Origin of the sequence: Mesorhizobium sp. NFR06 (assembly GCF_900115245.1) — a bacterium.
In the GTDB taxonomy this organism is placed as follows: Bacteria; Pseudomonadota; Alphaproteobacteria; order Rhizobiales; family Rhizobiaceae; genus Mesorhizobium.
Genome location: NZ_FOVT01000016.1, coordinates 47,595 through 66,387, shown reverse-complemented (window position 1 = coordinate 66,387; position 18,793 = coordinate 47,595). Strand labels below are relative to the sequence as shown.

The window sequence follows — 18,793 nt, the reverse complement described above, 5'->3', positions numbered from 1 at the left end:
AAAACAAATGGGCAGCGCGGTTCGCCGTTCCGTGAAACGGTGAAACGCTGCAGCGGCTCACGCGGGGGAAGGCGAATGGGCCCATTCCCAATAGAGCTCGCGCGCCTTCTTGGCCACGGGTCCGGGCTGCAGGTCGCGGTTCTCGATGCGCGTGATCGGCACGACCTTCGAATGATTGCCGGTCGAGAAGATCTCGTCGGCTTCGAGGAAATCATGGACCGACAGCGTCTTCTCTGTGGTCTTGAAGCCGTAGTCCGCCAGCAGGTTGATGGTGCGCGAGCGTGTGATGCCGGAAAGGAACGTGCCGTTCGCGGCCGGCGTCATCACATGGCCGTCCTTGACAAGGAAAATGTTGGAGGTTCCGGTTTCGGCGACGTTGCCCAGCATGTCGAGCACCAGCGCGTTGTCGAAGCCGCGGTTCTTGGCCTCCAGGATGGCGCGGCCATTGTTGGGGTAGAGGCAGCCGGCCTTGGCGTTCGTCGGCATGGTCTCGATGGTCGGGCGCCGGAACGGCGAGACTCCGATCGAAAAGCCGGAAGGCGGGATCATCGGCGATTCATAGAGACAGAGACAGAAGCGGGTCGAGGCCGGATCGGCCGGCACGCCCATATAGCCGCCATGCTCGGCCCAATACATCGGCCGGATATAGACCGCGGTCTTGCCGTCGAATTTCTTCAAGCCATCCCAGGTCAGCCCGACGATCTCTTCGGCGGTCATGGAAGGGTTCAGGCCAAGCGCGGCCGCCGAGGCATTGACGCGGGCGGAATGACGATCGAGGTCGGGCGCCACCCCCTCGAACCAGCGGCCGCCGTCGAAGACGCTGGTGCCGAGCCACATGGCATGGCTGCGCGGGCCGAGTATCGCGACGTTGCCCTCGTACCAGTCGCCGTCCACATAGGTCCAAGTCGCGGTTTGCGCCGCCGCCGCCAATGTCATGTTCGCCGTCCAGATCGATGATTGCAGGCCGGCATAGGACGACGCTTTGGCGGCCGGCGTCAACCGACATGGGCAAAAATCGTTGAGGCCAGAGGCACTTGACCGCAATCAGCGCTTGCGCGGCGGGCCGGCGCGCCGCAAAACTCTGCCATGCACCATGCGGCCTATGTCTTCGACGCCTATGGCACGTTGTTCGACGTGCATGCGGCCGTGCGCCGCCATGCCGGCGAAATCGGACCCGACGGCCAGCTGCTTTCCGAGATCTGGCGCGCCAAGCAGCTCGAATATTCCTGGGTCAGGACGCTGATGGGCGCCTATGCCGATTTCTGGCAACTGACCGAGCAGGCGCTCGACTTCGCGCTTCGCAAGGTGCCGTCGGCCGATCCGGCGTTGAGGGCTAGGCTGCTCGAAGCCTATTGGCGGCTCGACTGCTATCCGGAAGTGCCGGCGGTGCTGAAAGCGCTGAAAGCCTCGGGCGCCAAGCTTGCGATCCTCTCCAACGGCTCGCCGGAAATGTTGCGGGCCGCGGTGAAATCCGCGGCGCTCGACCAGATCCTCGACGACGTCTTCTCGGTCGACGAGATCAAGCGCTTCAAGACCGATCCCTCGGTCTACGACATGGTGGTCACCGGCCGGCGGCTCTATCCGGAGGCGGTGTCGTTCCAATCCTCCAACCGCTGGGACATCGCGGGCGCCGCCAAGTTCGGCTTCCGCACCGTCTGGATCAACCGCACCAACCAGCCCGATGAGTACCGCGACTTTCCGCCGGGGCTGATCCTGCCTTCGCTCGAAGGCCTTTTGGCAGGCGCCTGACCTTGCTGTTGCTGCAGCGCAACAGATGTGTCGCGGTCACAGCTTCGCCTTTGTTTGTCCACCGTCAGGCCAGAATTGGAACCGCCTATCACCGCCGACTGTTATTGGAGCTGCCGGCGGCCAGCCTGCGGGTTCATGCTTTCTTGCGAATCAAGACCTAGAAAAGGCAATCATGTCAGACGCCTCCTTCCGCATCAGCCGCCGTGGCTTCCTCAATTTCACTGCGCTTGGCGCGGCTTCCGTTGCGGCTTCCGCCTGCACCACCACCGGTCCAGGTCCCGAACCTGTCCAGCCGCCACCGCCGGCCTATGTCGAGCCGCCGCTCGGCGACTACGCGACGATATACGGGCCGATGTCCGACAACGGCTTCGACCTGCCGGCCATCCCGGTCAACAAGATCGATCACAGATACCTGCGCCAGATCGTTCCTGATCCGACCGGACAGCGCCCGGGCACGATCGTCGTCGATACCACCAACCACTTCCTCTATCTGGTGCGCGAGGGCGGCCAGGCGATCCGCTACGGCGTCGGCCTCGGCCGCGCCGGCTTCGAATGGTCGGGCGACGCGGTCGTGCAGTGGAAGCAGAAATGGCCGAAATGGACGCCGCCGGACGAGATGGTCGCGCGCCAGCCGGAACTGACGCAATTCAGCGCCAAGAATGGCGGCATGCCGGGCGGCTTGAAGAACCCGCTCGGCGCCCGCGCGCTCTACCTCTTCCAGGGCAGCCAGGACACGCTCTATCGCTTGCACGGCTCGCCGGAATGGTGGTCGATCGGAAAGTCGGTTTCGTCGGGCTGCGTGCGCCTGATCAACCAGGACATCATCGACCTTTATGATCGAGTGCCGAACAAGACACCGGTCGTCGTGACGGCGGATATCGGCGAGCCGGTAGCGGATATGCCCGAGCGTCGGGCCATCCCGATCGACAACGGTGTGCCGACCGGTTCCATCCTGCTCGGTCCGGTGAAGCGGCTGACCAACGAGATCTTCTAAGGCGTCGATAGGTTAGGGCAGCTCAGCGTTTCGCTGAACTGCCCTAACTGTTTGTCTTTAGGCAATTCCGGACGGGAAACCGCATCGCACTTTCCTGAAGTTGCTCTAGGCACTGCACAGGGATTTTGGCCGGTCGGCTCTGTTTGCGTTGGCAGGTCGCATGCCTTGGAGATTGGCCGAAACGCCCATCGCGATCGTCATTCTAGGGTCTGCGCGCGTCGCTTCGCTCCTTGCTCCGCCATAGAATGACGACGTTGGGGGGCGGCTTCAACCAATCCCGGGCGTTTGCGCTGATTTCACGGAAATCAACGGAAAATCTTGCACCAAGACAAACGGCAACCTTTCAAAATCCCTGTGTCGGGGAACTAGCGATGCTCGGCCATTAGCGTGGCCAGCGCCGCAACGCCACGTCGCAATGCTTCCGCATCAAGCCCGGCGTAGCCCACGACGAAGCCGGCCGTCTCCGGCCGGGGCCTGCTTGGATCATAAAGCGGCGACACGGGATAGAGGCCGATTCCAGCGGCGCGCGCCGCTGTGATGAGAGCCTCCTCGTGTTCGGCGGCCACGTCCTTCATCCAGACAACGACATGCAGTCCCGTGTCGGCGCCTTCGACGACGATCCTCGGGCCGAAATGATCGGCCAGCGCCTGCAGCAGGACTTCCCTGCGCTCGGCGTTCCGTCTGCGGATGCTGCGGACGTGACGCTCGTAAGCGCCGCTTGCCAGCAGATCCGCCAATGCGTCCTGCTCCAGCATCGGAGCATGCCGGTCGGTCAGGCGCTTGGCCTCACTGAAACCCCGGCACAGGCCGGCGGGGACAACGAGATAACCGAGCCGCAAGGTGGGTGAGAGCGTCTTGGACAGCGTGCCTACATAGATGACGGCGTCCGCGTCGAGGGCCTGCAGGGGTGGGATGGGGGTAATGTCGTGGCGGTATTCGCCGTCATAATCATCTTCGACAACATAGGCGCCCGATGCCGTGGCCCAGCCCAGGAGGGAACGCCGCCGCGTCGCAGAAAGCACGCCGCCGAGCGGAAACTGGTGCGAAGGCGTCACATAAGCCAGACGGGCCGGCGGCAATGCGTCCGTCCTCAGCCCCTCCGCGTCGACAGCGACGGGTACAGCAACACCGCCCACCGCCGCGAAGGCGTGGCGGGCGAGCGGATAGCCCGGATTTTCGATCACAAAGGGATCGCCGTGGTCGAGCAGCAGCCGTGCGCAAAGATCGAGCCCCTGCTGCGAGCCGTTGACGATGACGATCTGGTCCGGCGCGCAACTGATGCCGCGGGCGCGCCAGATATAGGCCTGGAGCGCGTTGCGCAGAACGGACGATCCCTGAGGATCGCCATAGCGCAGCCGCGCGGGGCGCCGCAGGATGGCCTTGTTCGAGGCCCTCCGCCAGGCCAGCACCGGGAAGTCGGCGCCGGACAGGTCGCCATAGCGGAAATCCGCGATCTTGGCCGGCTGCTGTTCAGTCGGCGGAGGCAGGGCCAGCAGTCGGCGCGCGAATGCCGAGAGGTTGCGCGGCGAAGCAGCCGCGACCGGCGCCTCCCCCGATGCCCTCTCCAGTCCTGGGGCAACGATCGCACGCGCCCCCTGCCGGATGATCAGGTAGCCTTCGGCGTCGAGCTGGTTGTAGGCCGCCGTCACGGTGGTTCGCGACGCGCCCCATTCGGCTGCGAAGGCCCGCGTCGACGGCAGGCGGTCGCCGGGCCGGTAGGCGCCGCCGTGAATCTGCGCCTTGATTGCCGCGATGATCCGGCGCGCGACGCCATCCTGTTCCAACTGGACCACCGAAAACCTTCAAAACTGGATGTTCCAAGCAAGCCAGCTTTCCGGCATCTTTTCCTGCGACGCAAGGAGTTTCGCCATGTACATCCCGCCCGCCTTCCGCGATGACGACCATGAGAGCCTCAGCGCAGCGATCCGCGCCGCGCGGCTGGCGACGCTGGTCACCGCCACGGCGGAGGGGCCGCTCGCGACGCCATTGCCGCTTCTTCTCGACGAGAACGAGGGCGAGCATGGCGTGATCTACGGCCATGTCGCAAAGGCAAACCCGCAATGGCGGGTCCCGCCGCTGGGCGACGGCCTGGCGATCTTCATGGGGCCGGACGCCTATGTGACGCCGACCTGGTATCAGACCAAGCAGGAGACCGGCAAGGTCGTCCCGACCTGGAACTATGTCGCCGTCCACGCCTACGGACCGATCGAATTCTTCGAGGACGCCGACAGGCTGCTCGAAATCGTCACGCGCCTTACCAAACTCCACGAAGCCGGGCGCGCCTCGCCCTGGGCCGTATCGGACGCGCCGCCGGATTTCATCCAAGCGCAACTGAGAGGCATTGTCGGGCTGCGCATGCCGATCGCGAGGCTCGAAGGCAAGCGCAAGATGAGCCAGAACCGCAACGCGGCCGATCGCGCCGGTGTGGTGTCCGGTCTCGCGGCGAGCGACCGGCCTTCCGACCGCAAGGTCGCGCTGCTCATTCCGTCGTGACCGAACTCATCATGCCGGACCTGACCCAGTTCGCCCTTTACTTCGCCGCGGCGCTGCTGCTTGCCATCACGCCCGGACCGGGCATCTTCTACGTCGCCGCGCGCACGCTCGCCGGAGGACGCGCGGAAGGTATCGCCTCCAGTTTCGGAACGGGCCTGGGCGGCATGGTCCATGTGCTTGCCGGCAGCTTGGGCGTTTCGGCAATCGTGCTGGCAAGCGCGGAATTGTTCACGGCGCTGAAAGTGATCGGCGCCGTCTACCTCGTCTGGCTCGGCGTCCGCACCTTCCAGTCCGCCCGCCGCGAGGCAAAGACAATGCTGGACGGCGGCGCGCCGGCGCCTGCGGTCGGCGTCCGGCGTGCATTCCGCGAAGGCGTGCTGGTCGAGGCGTTGAACCCGAAGACGGCAGCCTTCTTCCTGGCCTTCATTCCACAATTCGTGAACCTCGGCGCCGGACACGTCGCCTTGCAGTTCATGGCCCTGGGCTTCGTATCGGTAACGCTGAACACGCTTGCCGATGTCATGGTCGCATTTGCGGCCAGCCGCATCAGGGAGGGCGCGGCCGGGCGTTCGGGGGTGATACGACGCCTGCGAGAAGCGTCCGGCGGCGCGATGATCGCGCTTGGGATCGGCCTTGCCATAGCCAGGCGCCCTGCCCTCTGATCGGCGGGCTGAGCTACCAGGCATTCCACGCACGAATGCGCGGCCGGCGGACAAGTCGACCGGACTTCACCCCGTCAGGTGCAGACCCATTCGCGGATCTTGCATTCCTTCTTCCCGCCGCCGCACTGCGCCGTAGCCTTGTCCTCTGCCTCGCGGCGGGTCGTGGCCGACGCGGCACCCCAGAACGGGGTTGCCGCGCCACGGCTCTTGCCGACCGAAAGCGCCGCGCAATGCTCGTAGGGAAAGCCAGTGCCGTCGTCATCGTCCCAATGGCGATGGTTGCGGAACACCTCGACCACCCTGCAACCCTTGCCGTCCGCATTCTCGCAATGCTTGAGCGCGATGTCCTCGGCTTCCTGCCGCTTGTCGGCGCCCCAGAAGAAGCCGTGACGGCCGTCACCCGGCGAATAGGCGATCGCGCCCCAGATGCCTTTCTCCTCGTTCGCCGGCGCCGGGGGCGGCGATGGGGCGACCAGATCCGCGGCGTTGCTCGCAATCGTAAGCCCGGCGAGCACCGCGAGCAGCGGGATCGAAAGGCGGGGATTGATCAGCATTTTCGTGCTCCAGGTTGCAACTGCTCAGCAATCGACCGTCATGCCCGGCACTCTAGCCGCCCATGCGCGCGACCGAGACGACGATGCAGGTGTTGCCGGTCGGGACCAGCAGGGCCTGGCCGCCATTGTTGGCCAGGTTGAACAGCATCGTGTTCGAAAGATTGTCCGCCCGCAGGCTGCCCTCCGGGAGCGTCGTGGCGACTTCCTGGCAAGAGCGCTGGAACGGCGCCACGCGCACGAAGCCGCCCTCGCAAGTCTGGCCGGCGGGCGAGGCATAGACGACGCCGGCGGCTTGCGTCTTGTAGTCCGGCAGGTTGTAGCTCATGCCGGCGACAGCCTGCACGGCGTGGGTATCGGGCGAGCTGTTGTCCCATTGCGTCTGGACCGCATAGGTCGATCCGGCTGTTAGAGCCTGTCCAAGCGTGACGAAGAGATTGGCGCAGGTATGGACGCCTGCCTGGGCCGCATGCGCCTGGAACGGATTCTTGTTAGCGGAAGCATTTGCCGGCGCGGGCGTGGCTTCCGCCGGCTTGCCCTGGGCGGGCGCCTGCGATTGCGCCGAGGCCGTGCCGGCGACGAAGGTCCCCAGCGCGGGTGAGAGGCGAAACGACAGAACGACCGCCGCCGCGACCAGCACGGCAAACGAGCCGAACAGCGCCGTGTTTCGTGCCAGCCGCCGGATGGACGAGCGCTTCGGCGGCAGGTTTGCCGGCGGCTCCGGTAGCGGCACGGGCTGGGAGCGTGTCAGGATTCTGTCCTCGATCGATTGGCGTGTCATCTTCTCAAGTCTTTCTAGTTGATGGCCGACAGGGCGGTCTTGAGCCCCTTGAAGGGGGCGTCGAGGCTGACCGTCGCTCCCGACGGCAGGGAATAGGAGACCTGGACCGTGGTCTCCTTGCCGATCTGCTCGCGAAGCATGGGACCCACGGGGACGTAGCCGACGCAGACCGACGCATCGCAGCCCTGCAGCTGAACATCCACCGGCTGTTTGCGCCCGGCAAGCTTCAGCGAAAGCTTGCTTCCCGCGCCTGCCGCGCTCGGAGTTCGCAATATCATGAAGGGCTTGCCTTTCTCGTCAGCCGCGAGCGACCAGCTGAAGACCAGCGCCTGGCCCTGGTCGATGAAGGACTGGCTGATGTTGCAGACCTTCTTCCTGGCCTGCAGGTTCTCGTCGCAGATCAGCGTCCAGTTCTCGAATGGACGCGTGGTCCGCTGATATTCGCCAAGCTTCACGTCGGGCGGCACCGCGACGTCCGAAGCCTTTATCCGATAGGCGGACGGCGCTGCCTCCTGTGCGACCGCGACCGGGCCGGACAGGAGCAGGCAAGTCATGCATATCGAAACGGCAGAGACTACTGGCCTGGTCATGGAGTGACTCAGTTGAGGGTAAAGCTGACGCCTGCGCCAACGCCCCAGTGTCCGCCCGCCGTCGTGCCGGACACATTGGCCCGGGCACGGCCGTCCTCGCTGGTGTAGCCAGCGCCGAACGCGGCGGCCCCCTCGCCGCGCCAATAGCCGCCGCCAGCCGCAACGCTCAGCTTGCCCGGGCGGTCGTCATAGCGCAGCGACGCGGCGGCCAGGCCGATCGCGGCCGCCTGGCGCGCCTCGCCGCGAGCCTCGTCCATGTCCATGTTGAGCTGGCTGAGCTTGGAGTCGGTATAGGCATTGGCCTGCTGGAGCGTGGTGGCCGCCACCTGGTTGGTATAGGCCTTGGAGTTGTCGAACGTGGTCGCGAGCCCAAGATTGAGTTGCTGCACGTTGACCGCATCGGTGTTGGCGGTGCCGGCGCCGACATTGTGGATGACGACGGGCGCATTCACGTCGCCGCCGACCAGCGTCAGCGAGTTGGATTTGCTGCCGTCCCCGTTCTTGTCGTACTGGACCGCGAACTCGTTGAGATCGCCGACACTTCCCTGCATGGCTTCGACTGCCTGGTTGGTCGCGTAGAGCTGGCTGCCGTTGATGGCGTCCGTCGAGGAGGCACTGATCCGGCCCGCCGCGACATTGGTGACGGTGCGCTCGTTACCGACGGTGCCGACGCTGACGGTGCTCGTCGGAGCTGTTCCGGCAAACGTGTAGTTGACGCCGTTGATCGTAGTCCCGGTGGTGGCAACCGCCGCCGCCGTGGTCGAGCCCGCGCCGAGAGCGACGCTACCCGGCTCGTTGGCCGTGGCGCCGGCGCCGAGCGCCATCGACTGGGCGCCGTTGGCGGTCGAGTTGGTGCCGAGCGCGATGCTGTCGGCCTGGTTGACGGTCGCCGTCTGGCCGATGGCGATGCCGCCCGGCGCCGTCTGCTGCACGATGGCGCCGTTGCCCATGCCGATGCCGTTGTCGCCATTGACCGTGGTGCGCGGACCGATCGCAACCGAGTCGACCCCGACCGCAAGGGAGTCGGAGGCGGTCGAATTGGCGTGGAAGTACATGGTTCCCGTCACCGCGAAGGAGCTCAGCGCCCCCTTCAACTGGCGCAGCGTCACCGCGTCCTGGTCCTCGGTGCCGTCGGCGACGTTGATGATCTGGCGATAGGAGGTGGACGTGCCGACCGAGACGGCGCCGAGCAGGCTCATATCCGCGGTGTTGTAGGGAATGAGGCCGGTGCCGGAGAGGATCGATCCCGATACGGGCGCGACCGCCCGATCCGAGATCGAGCCAGCGCCAAGCGCCACGCCGCCAAGGACGGTGGCCTGGGTGCCGCGGCCGAGCGCCAACGCGTCGCCGGCGGAAGCGGTCGCCTGGTAGCCGAGGGCGGAGGAGCCTACCCCTTGAGCGAAGGCGTCGGTGACCGGTAGGGTGCTGTCATTGGTGCGCACATAGCGGATGCCGTCGCCATTGGCGTCGGTGTAGGCCGTCGAGGTGTCGCCGGCAAAATTGTTGATCGTGTTGCCGAGAGTGGTGATGTCGGCGGTGTTGGTGGCGATATCGGTCGTGTTCTGCGTCACCTGCTGGTTTGTGGCGAAGAGCTGCGAGCCGTTGACGGCATCGGTCGAGGCATTGCTCAACCTCCCGGCCGCGACGTTCTGGATCTGGCGCTCCGCGCCCACCGAGCCGACCGAGAACGCGCCGGCCGGCGTTCCGCCGGCAAACGTGTAGTTCACGCCGCCGATCGTCGTGCCGCCGACCACGGTCGTGGTGCCGGACACCGAGTTGAGGCCGATCGCCACGTCACCGGCGTTGTTGGCGATCGCGTTCGGACCGATCGCGACAGAATCCGTGCCGAGCGCCTGGGAATCGGCCAAGGTCGAATTGGCGTGGAAATATTTGATGCCCGCGCCGGTGTTGATGTTGGTGAGCGACGAGCTGAGATTGCTGATGTCGGTGGTGTTCTGCGTCACCTGCTGGTTGGTGGCGAAGAGCTGCGAGCCATTGATGGCGTCGGTCGAGGCGTTGCTGAGCCGGCCCGCGGCAACATTGGTGATGGTCCGCTCCGCGCCAGGCGCGCCGACGCTGACGGTGCTCGTCGGGTTCGTGCCGGCGAAGCTGTAGGCTGTGGTCCCAATGATCGTGCCGCTGGTGCCGACCGCAGTCGCGGTCACCGAGCCAGAGCCCAGCGCGACATCGCCGGAGCTTGCCGCCGCCGTCGCGCCATTACCCAGCGCAACATTGCCGACGAAACCGGAAGCACCTGCGGTGGAACCGTTGCCCAGCGCCACCGAGCCCTGCCCGATCGCCTTATTGTTGTTGCCGATCGCAACCGCGCCTGCGGCCTGGTTGGTGGCGGTGGCGCTCGCCGTGCCGTCGCTGTTGGCGATGTTGTTGGCGCCGCCGGTGAAGGCGCCGGTGCCGCTGGCATAGCTCGGATCGCCGATGGCGACCGCGCCGTCGCCGTAAGCCATATTGCCGAAGCCGATGGCGACGGACTGGCCGCCATCGGAGATCGCACCCGTGCCGATGGCGACGGAATCGGCGGTGAACGCGCCTGCGCTGGTGCCGATGGCGATCCCATTGACGTCGAATGCCACCGCGCCCGAGCCGAGTGCTGTCGAGGCTGCCCCCAACGCCACGGCTGACCTGCCAACGGCGACGGAAGCGTCGCCGCTGGCAGTGGACAAACGGCCACCAGCGAACGAAAGGGCACCGGTGGCCTTGGCTTGAGAACCAACCGACGTAGACTCCGCTCCCGTCGCGCTGGCGAGGACACCGACTGCGGTCGCGTGATCGCCCGACGCCGTGGTGCTCAAGCCGAGGGAGGTTGACCAGGTGCCCGTTGCGTTACTGGCGATGCCGACAGCCGTGCCGCCCTGCCCCGTGGCGACCGCGCTGTTGCCGATCGCGGTCGCTTCGAACGATGTGAAGCCGCCGGGAAGCGCCGTGCCCGAAGCGCCGCTCGCATTGGCGTTCGCGCCGATGGCGATCGGGGAACCGCTGCCGGTGGCGATGGCCTTGGCGCCAATGCCCATGGCGATGGCCCCGGCACCAGGGACGCCGCCGGAGGCAGTCGCCCCGGCGCCGATCGCTACTGCCGCCCCTGATTGCGCACTAGCCTGGTTGCCGAGCGCCACGGACTGCGCGCCGGCCGAGCTGGCGCTAACGCCGGCAGCGAGGGAATTGTCTCCTATCGCACTCGAACCAGTCCCGAAGGAGGAGGCGTTTGTGCCGCTGGCAACGGCCTGACGTCCTACGGCAGTGGAATTGGCGCCGCTGGCGACGGACGCCCAGCCTGCGGCTGTCGCGTAGTTGTTGCTAGCCGTGGAGCTGGTGCCTAGGGCGGTGGAGTTGCCTCCCGAAGCAACGGAGAAAGTGCCCAAGGCATTGGCGCCGGCCCCGGTTGCACTGGCCTGAACGCCGAGCGCTACCGAATTGACTCCGCTTGAAACAGTGCCTTGGCCCAACGCCATCGCGCCGCCGGCGCCGGTGGCGCTCGCGTTCAGGCCGATGGCAACCGCATATTGTGCCGACGAAACGGACGCACGTCCCATTGCAATGGCGTCGACCTGGGATGCCGTCACATCCGTACCGATGCCGATCGCGCTCTGGGCAAGCGCTCCCGTTCCTGCGGCGGTCCGAGAACCAAGATAGATGGAGTTGATCTGGGTCGCGAGCGACTGGAAGCCGATCGCGACGGCATTCTGGCTACCGGCGTTGGCATTGGTGCCCTCGGCAATGGAATCGGCTCCGTTTTGCACGGCTCCAGATCCGATCGCGATACCGCGCACCCCGTTCGCCGTGCCGCCACCGCCGACAAACTGTGCTGATGCCGGCGTGCCGATGCCCGCCAATGCAGTCGCACCTAGCGCCGCCGCCAGCATTCTGCCGCTGCCCAGCGCGCCGAGCCCCAGCCCCTTGCGGCGCATGCCGAGCACGCGATACGCCTTGCGCAGCGCCGCCATGAGGCGACGACGGAGCGAGCGGGTCTCGGCGCCGCCGGAAACCCAGTTTCCAGTGAAGGTGCCCGATCGGCGCCGGATGGTTCGTCCTTGCCTGACGTTCATTGCGAGAATGCCTCCTTTGGTGGGTCGCGCTCGATGGCGACAGGTTCCGCCGACCCTGCCGCCGAGGCGTTTCTGCTCGAAAATGGGATGACGACGTCTGCGCCGCGCGCCAGCAGCGCATGGCCTTGTTTTTCACCGATCGCCTCGACGCGATCGAGCGTGTTTTCGAGCCAGGCGTCGCCCTCCTCGGGCACGGCCGTGAGCGCAGTCGCGGCCCGCTCCTTGGGGATCAGCCGCTCGAGATAGGTTCGCACGGCCGCCAGATGGACGGCTGGCTCGTCGCCGGCGTGAACAACGGCGGTGAGGCCATAGAGGTAATGGGCGAGCAGGAGATCCTGCTTGGCGAGCGGCACGCCGCTTCCGTAATGTTTCTCAAGCGTCCGGGATGCCGACTCCAGCCAGTAGCCGATCTCCTCGGAAAGGCTTCGACCGATGGCCGTATCGTCGCGCATATGCCCCCGCAGCCAGCTGAGAATCCGAGTACCGGATTTGCCGCAGAAAGACAGATTTTCGTAGTCTCGTATTTCAGCAAATTGCTGTTTGTCCAAAAACATCCAGTTGATCGGCCGGAGGTTAACACAAAATTACTTTAGATATACCTTCTATAAGCCGACCCACAAAATAACGCTGCCACTAAATTAGCGCTATCTTACTTATTCGCCTGGCCGCGAAGCCGCCGCTCCCGCACCTGCAAGGGCGTAACGTGGCGATATTTCTTCATAGTGGTGGTGAAGTGGCTCTGGCTGGAAAACCCGCTCAAATCGGCGATGTCGGTGATCGACAGGCGCTTGTCGGCGAGCAGCTCTTCGGCAAAATCCAGGCGAAGAACGAGGACATACTGATGCGGCGAAGCGCCGAACGTCTTCGAGAAGGCGCGGACGAAATGGTAGGGTGACAGCTCGCATACGGCCGCCATCTCTGCGAGCGAAAGCTTTCGCGAAAAATTCTCGTTCAGGAACTGCAGGATTTGACGGGTGGCGCGGATCGAAAGCCCGCCCTTGGCGCTCAGCTGCGGACGTCTCTCCGCCGGGATCTCCAAGAACCAGGCTGGCAGATCGTGGTCACGCGGCAATTCGGACTCCTGACGTCCAACACCCCGCGGCCTTGGCTCAACCTTAGATGGTGCTTTCGGTTCCCTAGCCACAATAATTCGTGATCGCATGCGGTGTCGGTTATCGAGTTTGCCCCCCAGCTTCTGCACGTAAAGGCCATGATTTGGCGCGCTGGGTATTTCATGAAATTGCGATTCCGCAGGGAAAAAGTTCCCTCGCGAAAAGTTTAGATGATGCTGACGTTCAGCGATCGTCGCGAGGTAAGATTCGGTCGTCGAAGGGTAACAACGAGTGACACAAATATGCGCCCGTCGCCACGGGTGCGGCTTTCCCCGCCGGAAGTTCCGCGCGGGCGGCGCGCTCGATTCGGGGGCGGTCGGTCGTCGCGGGGCGCCGCCAGAGTATTTCGCCGTTTCACGGAAACGGCGAAACGCTCCATCTCTTTGTTTTGGCGCAATTCCTGACGGAAAACCGTGTCACACGTTTCCTGGAATTGCTCTAGCGCCCCCTCGACAGGCTACCGAGTATGCCACGCACGATGGCGCGGCCGACGGACGAGCCGACCGAGCGCACCACCGACTTGATGGCGGCTTCGACAACGGTCTGGCGGTTGGAAGAGCGCCGGTTGCCCGTCCCCAAAACATCGTCGAAGCCGGGAATGGTCCAGCGCGAGCCGCCGCTGTTTTGCGCCTGTGCCTCGGCGTCCTGCGCCTCCCTGGTCTTCTTCTGCAGGATCTCGAAAGCCGATTCGCGGTCGACGAGCTGGTCGTACTGGCCGGCGACAGGGCTCCCGGCGATGATCTTGCGGCGCTCGTCCGGGGTGATCGGCCCGAGCCGCGACGACGGCGGGCGGATCAGCGTGCGCTGGACCATGGCCGGCACGCCCTTGTCCTCCAGCATGGAAACCAGTGCCTCGCCGGTGGCGAGCTGGGTGATCGCGGTGGCGCAGTCGAAATCGGGATTGGGCCGGAAGGTCTCGGCGGCGGTGCGCACCGCCTGCTGCTCGCGCGGCGTATAGGCGCGCAGCGCGTGCTGGACGCGGTTGCCGAGCTGGGCCAGCACCTTTTCCGGGATATCGAGCGGGTTCTGGGTGACGAAATAGACGCCGACGCCCTTGGAGCGGATCAGCCGCACCACCTGCTCGACGCGGTCGACCAGCACCTTCGGCGCGTCCTCGAACAGGAGGTGCGCCTCGTCGAAGAAGAAGACCAGTTTCGGGCGCTCGAGATCGCCGACCTCGGGCAGTTCCTCGAACAGCTCCGACATCAGCCAGAGCAGGAAGGTGGCGTAGAGCCTGGGATTCATCATCAGCTTGTCGGCGGCCAGAACGCTGACCGCGCCGCGGCCGTCGCGCGTGGTGCGCATCAGATCGGCGATGCGCAGCGCCGGCTCGCCGAAGAAGTTTGCCGCGCCTTGGCTCTCCAGCACCAGCAGCGTGCGCTGGATGGCGCCGACGGACGGCCTGGTGACATTGCCGAAGCGGGCGCTGAGATCGTCGGCGCGCTCGGCCATGTTGGCGAGCAGCGCCTGCAGGTCCTTGAGGTCGAGCAGCAGCAGGCCCTCCTCGTCGGCGATGCGGAAGGCGATGTTCATGACGCCTTCCTGCGCTTCCGTGAGATTCATCAGCCGTGACAAGAGCAGTGGGCCCATTTCCGAAATGGTGGCGCGGATCGGATGGCCCTGTTCGCCGAACAGGTCCCAGAAGATGACCGGGAATTCCTGGAACTGGTAAGGGTCGAGCTTCACCTGCTCGGCGCGCTTGACCAGGAAGTCCTTGGCCTCGCCCATCATGGAGATTCCGGAAAGGTCGCCCTTGATGTCGGCGCAGAAGACCGGCACGCCGGCATTGGAAAAGCCCTCGGCGAGAACCTGCAGACTGACGGTCTTGCCGGTGCCGGTGGCGCCGGTGATCAGGCCATGGCGGTTGCCGTAGCGCAGCAGCAGCTCCTCCGCGCGCTGGTAGGAATCGTCGGGCTTGCGGCTGGCGCCGATGAAGATGCTGGTCTCGTCAGCCATGTCCGGTCTCCGCAATCTGTTCCGCTCCAACGCCTCCGACGTATAGTAACGCAAGCGGCAGGCGGCAATGGCCAGTATCGAGTTTGGGACCGGCATCGAATTTGGGCTTTGGCGCTTGCGGATTTTGCGCATGTTTGGCAATCGGTTAGCTGGCCGCGAGAGAACCCGGCCGGATGACGCATTGTGATATCGGGTTCCTGACCCTAGATTGGTTGCACCCGGCTGATGCGGCTAAGAAGCGAGGAGTGCGATGGGCGCCGGCGCCTTGACCAGGGATGTCGACCTTACGAACCCAGACGCCAAGCGCTGGCGGACGCTGGCGGAGAAGGCACTTGCCGGCGGCTCCTTCGAGGACAAGCTCGTTTCCCGCACCGATGACGGCATCCGCATCGAACCGCTCAGCGAGCGCTCGACGACCGCCGAGCCGCTGCCGCGCACCAATCCGACCGCGTCGTGGATCGTCAGCCAGCGCGTCGACGACCCGGACATCGGGCGCGCCAGCGCGCAAGTTCTGGAAGACATCGCCCAGGGGGCGACGGGTCTGTCGCTCGTCTTCGAGGGGGCGCCGAACGCCTTCGGTTACGGCCTGCCGCGCACCGCGGAAGCGCTCGAGGCGGTGCTCGACGGCGTGCCGCTCAACCGCATGCAGGTGCGAATCGACGCGCATCCCTGGAGCCGCGCCGTCGCCGACTGGCTGCTGGCTTTCCTGAGCCGCCGACGCTCCGACCCGACCAAGCTGAACCTTTCCTTCGGCATCGACCCGGCGGCGATCTTCGCCGGAACCGGACGGCTGCGCACCTCGATCGAGGCACTGCAGGAATCGATGCCGCAGTCGCTGGCGCATTTCTTCTCGATGGGCGTGCCTGGCGTGCTGCTCGAGGCCGACGGCCGCGTCTTCCACAATGCCGGCGCGACCGAGGCGCAGGAGCTCGGCACGATGATGGCCTCGGCCGTCTCCTATCTCCGGATGTTCGAGAAGGCGCGCCAACCGCTCATTTACGCGGCGCCCTATATCGGCTTCGCGCTCAGCGTCGACCAGGACCAGTTCCTGTCGATGGCCAAGGTGCGCGCGCTGCGCAAACTCTGGGCACGTATCCAGGAGACCTGCTCGATCCCAGCCTCCACCGCCAGCATCCATGCCGAGACCTCCTATCGCATGATGACGATGGCCGACCCGGAGACCAATATCTTGCGCACCGCGATCGCGGCCTTCGCGGCGGCAACCGGCGGTGCCGATTCAATCTCGATCCTCCCGCACACGATCGCGCATGGGCTGCCGGCCGGCTTTGCCCGCCGCGTCGCCCGCAACGCCCAGCTGATCATGGCCGAGGAGAGCCATATCGGCCATGTCGCCGACCCCGCCAGCGGCTCGGGCGCGGTCGAGGCGCTGACCGACGATCTTTGCGCGGCGGCCTGGGAGGAGTTCCAGCGCATCGAGGCCGAGGGCGGCGTGCTCGCCAGCCTGCAGCAGGGCTATATCCAGAACCGCGTGCAGACGGCCGCCGCCAGGCGCAACGCCGCTTATCGGTCGGGCGAACGCGGCATTGTCGGCACGACGCTCTATCGCGCACCGAACGAGCGGCCGGTCGAGACCCTTTCGGCGGAACGGCGCCCGGCGCTGACCGAGGGCGTGGCGACCTGCGAACCGCTGTTCCCGGTGCGCATCGATCAGTCGATCGGAGCCGGATCATGATCCCGGATTTCAGCCGGATCGGCTGGTCGGCGCCGCGCCGCGCGCCGGTCGAGCTCAAGGGCCAGCGGATGACGCCGGAAGGCATCGCCGTAAAGCACCTTTACGGCCAGGGCGACCTCGAAGGGCTCACCAATCTCGACACCTGTCCGGGCCTGCCGCCCTTCGTGCGCGGCCCCTACCCGACCATGTATGTCCAGCAGCCCTGGACGATCCGGCAATATGCAGGCTACTCGACGGCGGAGGAATCCAACGCGTTTTACCGGCGCAACCTCGCCGCGGGCCAGAAAGGCCTGTCGGTCGCCTTCGACCTCGCCACGCATCGCGGCTATGACAGCGACCATCCGCGCGTCGCCGGCGATGTCGGCATGGCCGGGGTGGCGATCGATTCCATCCTCGACATGCGCCAGCTGTTCGACGGCATCCCGCTGGACGAGATGACCGTATCCATGACCATGAACGGCGCCGTGCTGCCGATCCTGGCTTTGTACATCGTGGCGGCCGAGGAACAGGGCGTCGCGCAGAAGGACCTGGCCGGAACCATTCAGAACGACATTCTGAAGGAATTCATGGTCCGCAACACCTATATCTATCCGCCAAAACCGTCGATGCGGATCGTGTCGGACATCTTCGCCTACACCTCGCGGCACATGCCGAAATTCAACTCGATCTCGATCTCCGGCTATCACATGCAGGAAGCCGGCGCGACCGCCGACCTGGAGCTTGCCTACACCATTGCCGACGGCATCGAATATGCGCGCGCCGGCGTTGCCGCCGGCCTTGACATCGACCGCTTCGCGCCACGCCTCTCCTTCTTCTGGGCAATCGGCATGAACTTCTTCATGGAGGTCGCCAAGCTGCGCGCGGCGCGGCTGCTGTGGTCGAGCCTGATGAAGAAGAATTTTGCGCCGAAGGACGAACGCTCGCTGTCGCTGCGCACCCATTGCCAGACCTCGGGCTGGTCGCTGACGGCGCAGGATCCCTACAACAACATCACCCGCACGATGATCGAGGCGATGGCGGCGACGCAGGGGCACACGCAGTCGCTGCACACCAATTCCTTCGACGAGGCGATGGCGCTGCCAACCGACCATTCGGCCCGAATCGCCCGCAACACGCAGCTCATCCTGCAGAAGGAATCCGGCACCACGCGCATGATCGATCCATGGGGCGGCTCGGCCTATGTCGAGCGGCTGACGCATGATCTGGCGGCGCGCGCGCTCGCCCATATCGAGGAGGTGGAAAGCCTCGGCGGCATGGCGGCGGCGATCGAGAAAGGCATTCCTAAGCTGCGCATCGAGGAAGCGGCCGCGCGCACCCAGGCGCGCATCGATTCCGGCGAGCAAATTCTGGTCGGCGTCAACGCGCATCGTCCGCAAGCGGATATCGAAGTCGATGTGCTGAAGATCGACAATGCCGAGGTAAAGGCCAGGCAATTGGCGAAGCTGCAGCGGCTCAAGGGCACGCGCGAGATCGCGGCCCTGGAAGACGCGCTGGCGGCGCTGACCCGCGCGGCCGAAAGCGGCGGGAACCTGCTCGAATTCGCGATCCGCGCGGCGCGCGCCAACGCCACCGTCGGTGAGATTTCGCTGGCGCTGGAAAAAGTGTTCGGCCGCCACACGGCGGCTGTGCAGACCATCTCCGGCGTCTATCGCGATGCGCTCGGCGACAATCCTGCGGTCGATCGGCTCAAGGAAAAGATCGACGCATTCGAGAAGAAATCCGGCCGCAAGCCGCGCATCCTGGTCGCCAAGATGGGCCAGGATGGCCACGACCGCGGCCAGAAGGTGATCGCCAGCGCCTTCGCCGACCTCGGCTTCGACGTCACCGTCGGGCCGATGTTCCAGACACCGGATGAGATCGCCAAGCTGGCGGTGCGGCACGATGTCGACATCATCGGCGCCTCCTCTTTAGCCGCCGGCCATCTGACGCTGATCCCCGAGCTCAAGGAAGCGCTGAAGAAGCTTGGCCACGGCGACATGCTGATCGTCGCCGGCGGCGTCATCCCGCCGCAGGACTATGACGCGGTGCTGAAGGCGGGAGCTGCCGAAATCTTCCCGCCGGGGACAGTGATCCCCGAAGCGGCGAACCGGCTGATGGATCGGTTGCTGGCGGCGGGGTAAGCGCTGTTATAATTTCCGTTGCAACACTTAA

The 18,793-nt window shown here is 65.4% G+C and carries 15 protein-coding genes; 6 read left to right on the top strand and 9 right to left on the bottom strand.

All coding sequences use genetic code 11. The features are described from left to right. Positions 1 to 57: 57 nt before the first annotated feature. The gene (locus tag F3H96_RS24165) at positions 58 to 936 is read right to left on the bottom strand and encodes a branched-chain amino acid aminotransferase (RefSeq protein ID WP_149804198.1); all 879 of its coding nucleotides are present in this window, start codon (positions 934 to 936) and stop codon (positions 58 to 60) included. A 150-nt stretch (positions 937 to 1,086) separates the two neighbouring features. Here F3H96_RS24165 and F3H96_RS24160 point away from each other — a divergent pair, with 150 nt between their 5' ends. Together F3H96_RS24160 and F3H96_RS24155 are read left to right on the top strand one after the other, a co-directional pair. After that, positions 1,087 to 1,749 carry a haloacid dehalogenase type II gene (locus F3H96_RS24160; protein WP_149804197.1) on the top strand — a complete coding sequence of 221 codons (663 nt, stop codon included), beginning with the start codon at positions 1,087 to 1,089 and terminating at the stop codon, positions 1,747 to 1,749. 172 nt (positions 1,750 to 1,921) lie between these two features. Continuing rightward, entirely contained in the window at positions 1,922 to 2,743 is an 822-nt protein-coding gene (locus tag F3H96_RS24155; protein WP_149804196.1) for a L,D-transpeptidase, read from the top strand. A gap of 365 nt (positions 2,744 to 3,108) precedes the next feature. Here F3H96_RS24155 and F3H96_RS24150 read toward each other — a convergent pair whose 3' ends face one another. Further along, positions 3,109 to 4,527 (bottom strand): PLP-dependent aminotransferase family protein, encoded by a 1,419-nt coding sequence (locus tag F3H96_RS24150; RefSeq protein WP_210248168.1) that lies wholly within the window; start codon positions 4,525 to 4,527, stop codon positions 3,109 to 3,111. 85 nt (positions 4,528 to 4,612) lie between these two features. Between F3H96_RS24150 and F3H96_RS24145 the strand changes: the two genes are divergently transcribed. Next, the gene (locus F3H96_RS24145; protein WP_149804194.1) at positions 4,613 to 5,236 is read left to right on the top strand and encodes an FMN-binding negative transcriptional regulator; all 624 of its coding nucleotides are present in this window, start codon (positions 4,613 to 4,615) and stop codon (positions 5,234 to 5,236) included. An 11-nt stretch (positions 5,237 to 5,247) separates the two neighbouring features. Further along, positions 5,248 to 5,898 (top strand): LysE family translocator, encoded by a 651-nt coding sequence (locus tag F3H96_RS24140; RefSeq protein WP_149804193.1) that lies wholly within the window; start codon positions 5,248 to 5,250, stop codon positions 5,896 to 5,898. A 74-nt stretch (positions 5,899 to 5,972) separates the two neighbouring features. Here the strand turns inward: F3H96_RS24140 and F3H96_RS24135 are convergent, their stop codons facing one another. From F3H96_RS24135 to F3H96_RS24105, 7 genes are all read right to left on the bottom strand, one after another. Next, positions 5,973 to 6,452 carry a DUF4189 domain-containing protein gene (locus tag F3H96_RS24135; protein ID WP_149804192.1) on the bottom strand — a complete coding sequence of 160 codons (480 nt, stop codon included), beginning with the start codon at positions 6,450 to 6,452 and terminating at the stop codon, positions 5,973 to 5,975. A 52-nt stretch (positions 6,453 to 6,504) separates the two neighbouring features. After that, positions 6,505 to 7,230 (bottom strand): hypothetical protein, encoded by a 726-nt coding sequence (locus F3H96_RS24130; protein ID WP_149804191.1) that lies wholly within the window; start codon positions 7,228 to 7,230, stop codon positions 6,505 to 6,507. A 14-nt stretch (positions 7,231 to 7,244) separates the two neighbouring features. Continuing rightward, positions 7,245 to 7,820: an invasion associated locus B family protein gene (locus tag F3H96_RS24125; RefSeq protein WP_149804190.1), complete on the bottom strand. Its 576-nt coding sequence runs from the start codon at positions 7,818 to 7,820 to the stop codon at positions 7,245 to 7,247. Positions 7,821 to 7,828: 8 nt separating this feature from the next. Continuing rightward, a complete protein-coding gene (locus F3H96_RS24120; protein ID WP_149804189.1) occupies positions 7,829 to 11,881 on the bottom strand; it encodes a YadA-like family protein in 4,053 nt (1,350 codons plus the stop codon). After that, the gene (locus F3H96_RS24115) at positions 11,878 to 12,435 is read right to left on the bottom strand and encodes a hypothetical protein (RefSeq protein ID WP_149804188.1); all 558 of its coding nucleotides are present in this window, start codon (positions 12,433 to 12,435) and stop codon (positions 11,878 to 11,880) included. Before F3H96_RS24115 ends, F3H96_RS24120 begins: the two co-directional genes overlap by 4 nt. A gap of 95 nt (positions 12,436 to 12,530) precedes the next feature. Next, entirely contained in the window at positions 12,531 to 12,953 is a 423-nt protein-coding gene (locus F3H96_RS24110; RefSeq protein WP_244620134.1) for an AraC family transcriptional regulator, read from the bottom strand. 478 nt (positions 12,954 to 13,431) lie between these two features. Continuing rightward, the gene (locus F3H96_RS24105) at positions 13,432 to 14,949 is read right to left on the bottom strand and encodes a helicase HerA-like C-terminal domain-containing protein (protein ID WP_149804187.1); all 1,518 of its coding nucleotides are present in this window, start codon (positions 14,947 to 14,949) and stop codon (positions 13,432 to 13,434) included. Between the two features lie 250 nt (positions 14,950 to 15,199). On the opposite strand from F3H96_RS24105, the gene F3H96_RS24100 reads away from it, so the two are divergent. Together F3H96_RS24100 and scpA are read left to right on the top strand one after the other, a co-directional pair. Then, on the top strand, positions 15,200 to 16,642 hold the full coding sequence (locus F3H96_RS24100) for a methylmalonyl-CoA mutase family protein (protein ID WP_149804186.1): 1,443 nt from the start codon (positions 15,200 to 15,202) through the stop codon (positions 16,640 to 16,642). Continuing rightward, positions 16,639 to 18,762 (top strand): methylmalonyl-CoA mutase, encoded by a 2,124-nt coding sequence (scpA, locus tag F3H96_RS24095; RefSeq protein WP_149804185.1) that lies wholly within the window; start codon positions 16,639 to 16,641, stop codon positions 18,760 to 18,762. Before F3H96_RS24100 ends, scpA begins: the two co-directional genes overlap by 4 nt. Positions 18,763 to 18,793: the final 31 nt, after the last annotated feature.

Coding starts and splice junctions, on each gene's coding strand:
- F3H96_RS24165 (WP_149804198.1), bottom strand. CDS start 936: ATGACATTGGCGGCGGCGGCGCAAACCGCGACTTGGACCTATGTGGAC.
- F3H96_RS24160 (WP_149804197.1), top strand. CDS start 1,087: ATGCACCATGCGGCCTATGTCTTCGACGCCTATGGCACGTTGTTCGAC.
- F3H96_RS24155 (WP_149804196.1), top strand. CDS start 1,922: ATGTCAGACGCCTCCTTCCGCATCAGCCGCCGTGGCTTCCTCAATTTC.
- F3H96_RS24145 (WP_149804194.1), top strand. CDS start 4,613: ATGTACATCCCGCCCGCCTTCCGCGATGACGACCATGAGAGCCTCAGC.
- F3H96_RS24140 (WP_149804193.1), top strand. CDS start 5,248: ATGCCGGACCTGACCCAGTTCGCCCTTTACTTCGCCGCGGCGCTGCTG.
- F3H96_RS24135 (WP_149804192.1), bottom strand. CDS start 6,452: ATGCTGATCAATCCCCGCCTTTCGATCCCGCTGCTCGCGGTGCTCGCC.
- F3H96_RS24130 (WP_149804191.1), bottom strand. CDS start 7,230: ATGACACGCCAATCGATCGAGGACAGAATCCTGACACGCTCCCAGCCC.
- F3H96_RS24125 (WP_149804190.1), bottom strand. CDS start 7,820: ATGACCAGGCCAGTAGTCTCTGCCGTTTCGATATGCATGACTTGCCTG.
- F3H96_RS24120 (WP_149804189.1), bottom strand. CDS start 11,881: ATGAACGTCAGGCAAGGACGAACCATCCGGCGCCGATCGGGCACCTTC.
- F3H96_RS24115 (WP_149804188.1), bottom strand. CDS start 12,435: ATGTTTTTGGACAAACAGCAATTTGCTGAAATACGAGACTACGAAAAT.
- F3H96_RS24105 (WP_149804187.1), bottom strand. CDS start 14,949: ATGGCTGACGAGACCAGCATCTTCATCGGCGCCAGCCGCAAGCCCGAC.
- F3H96_RS24100 (WP_149804186.1), top strand. CDS start 15,200: ATGGGCGCCGGCGCCTTGACCAGGGATGTCGACCTTACGAACCCAGAC.
- scpA (WP_149804185.1), top strand. CDS start 16,639: ATGATCCCGGATTTCAGCCGGATCGGCTGGTCGGCGCCGCGCCGCGCG.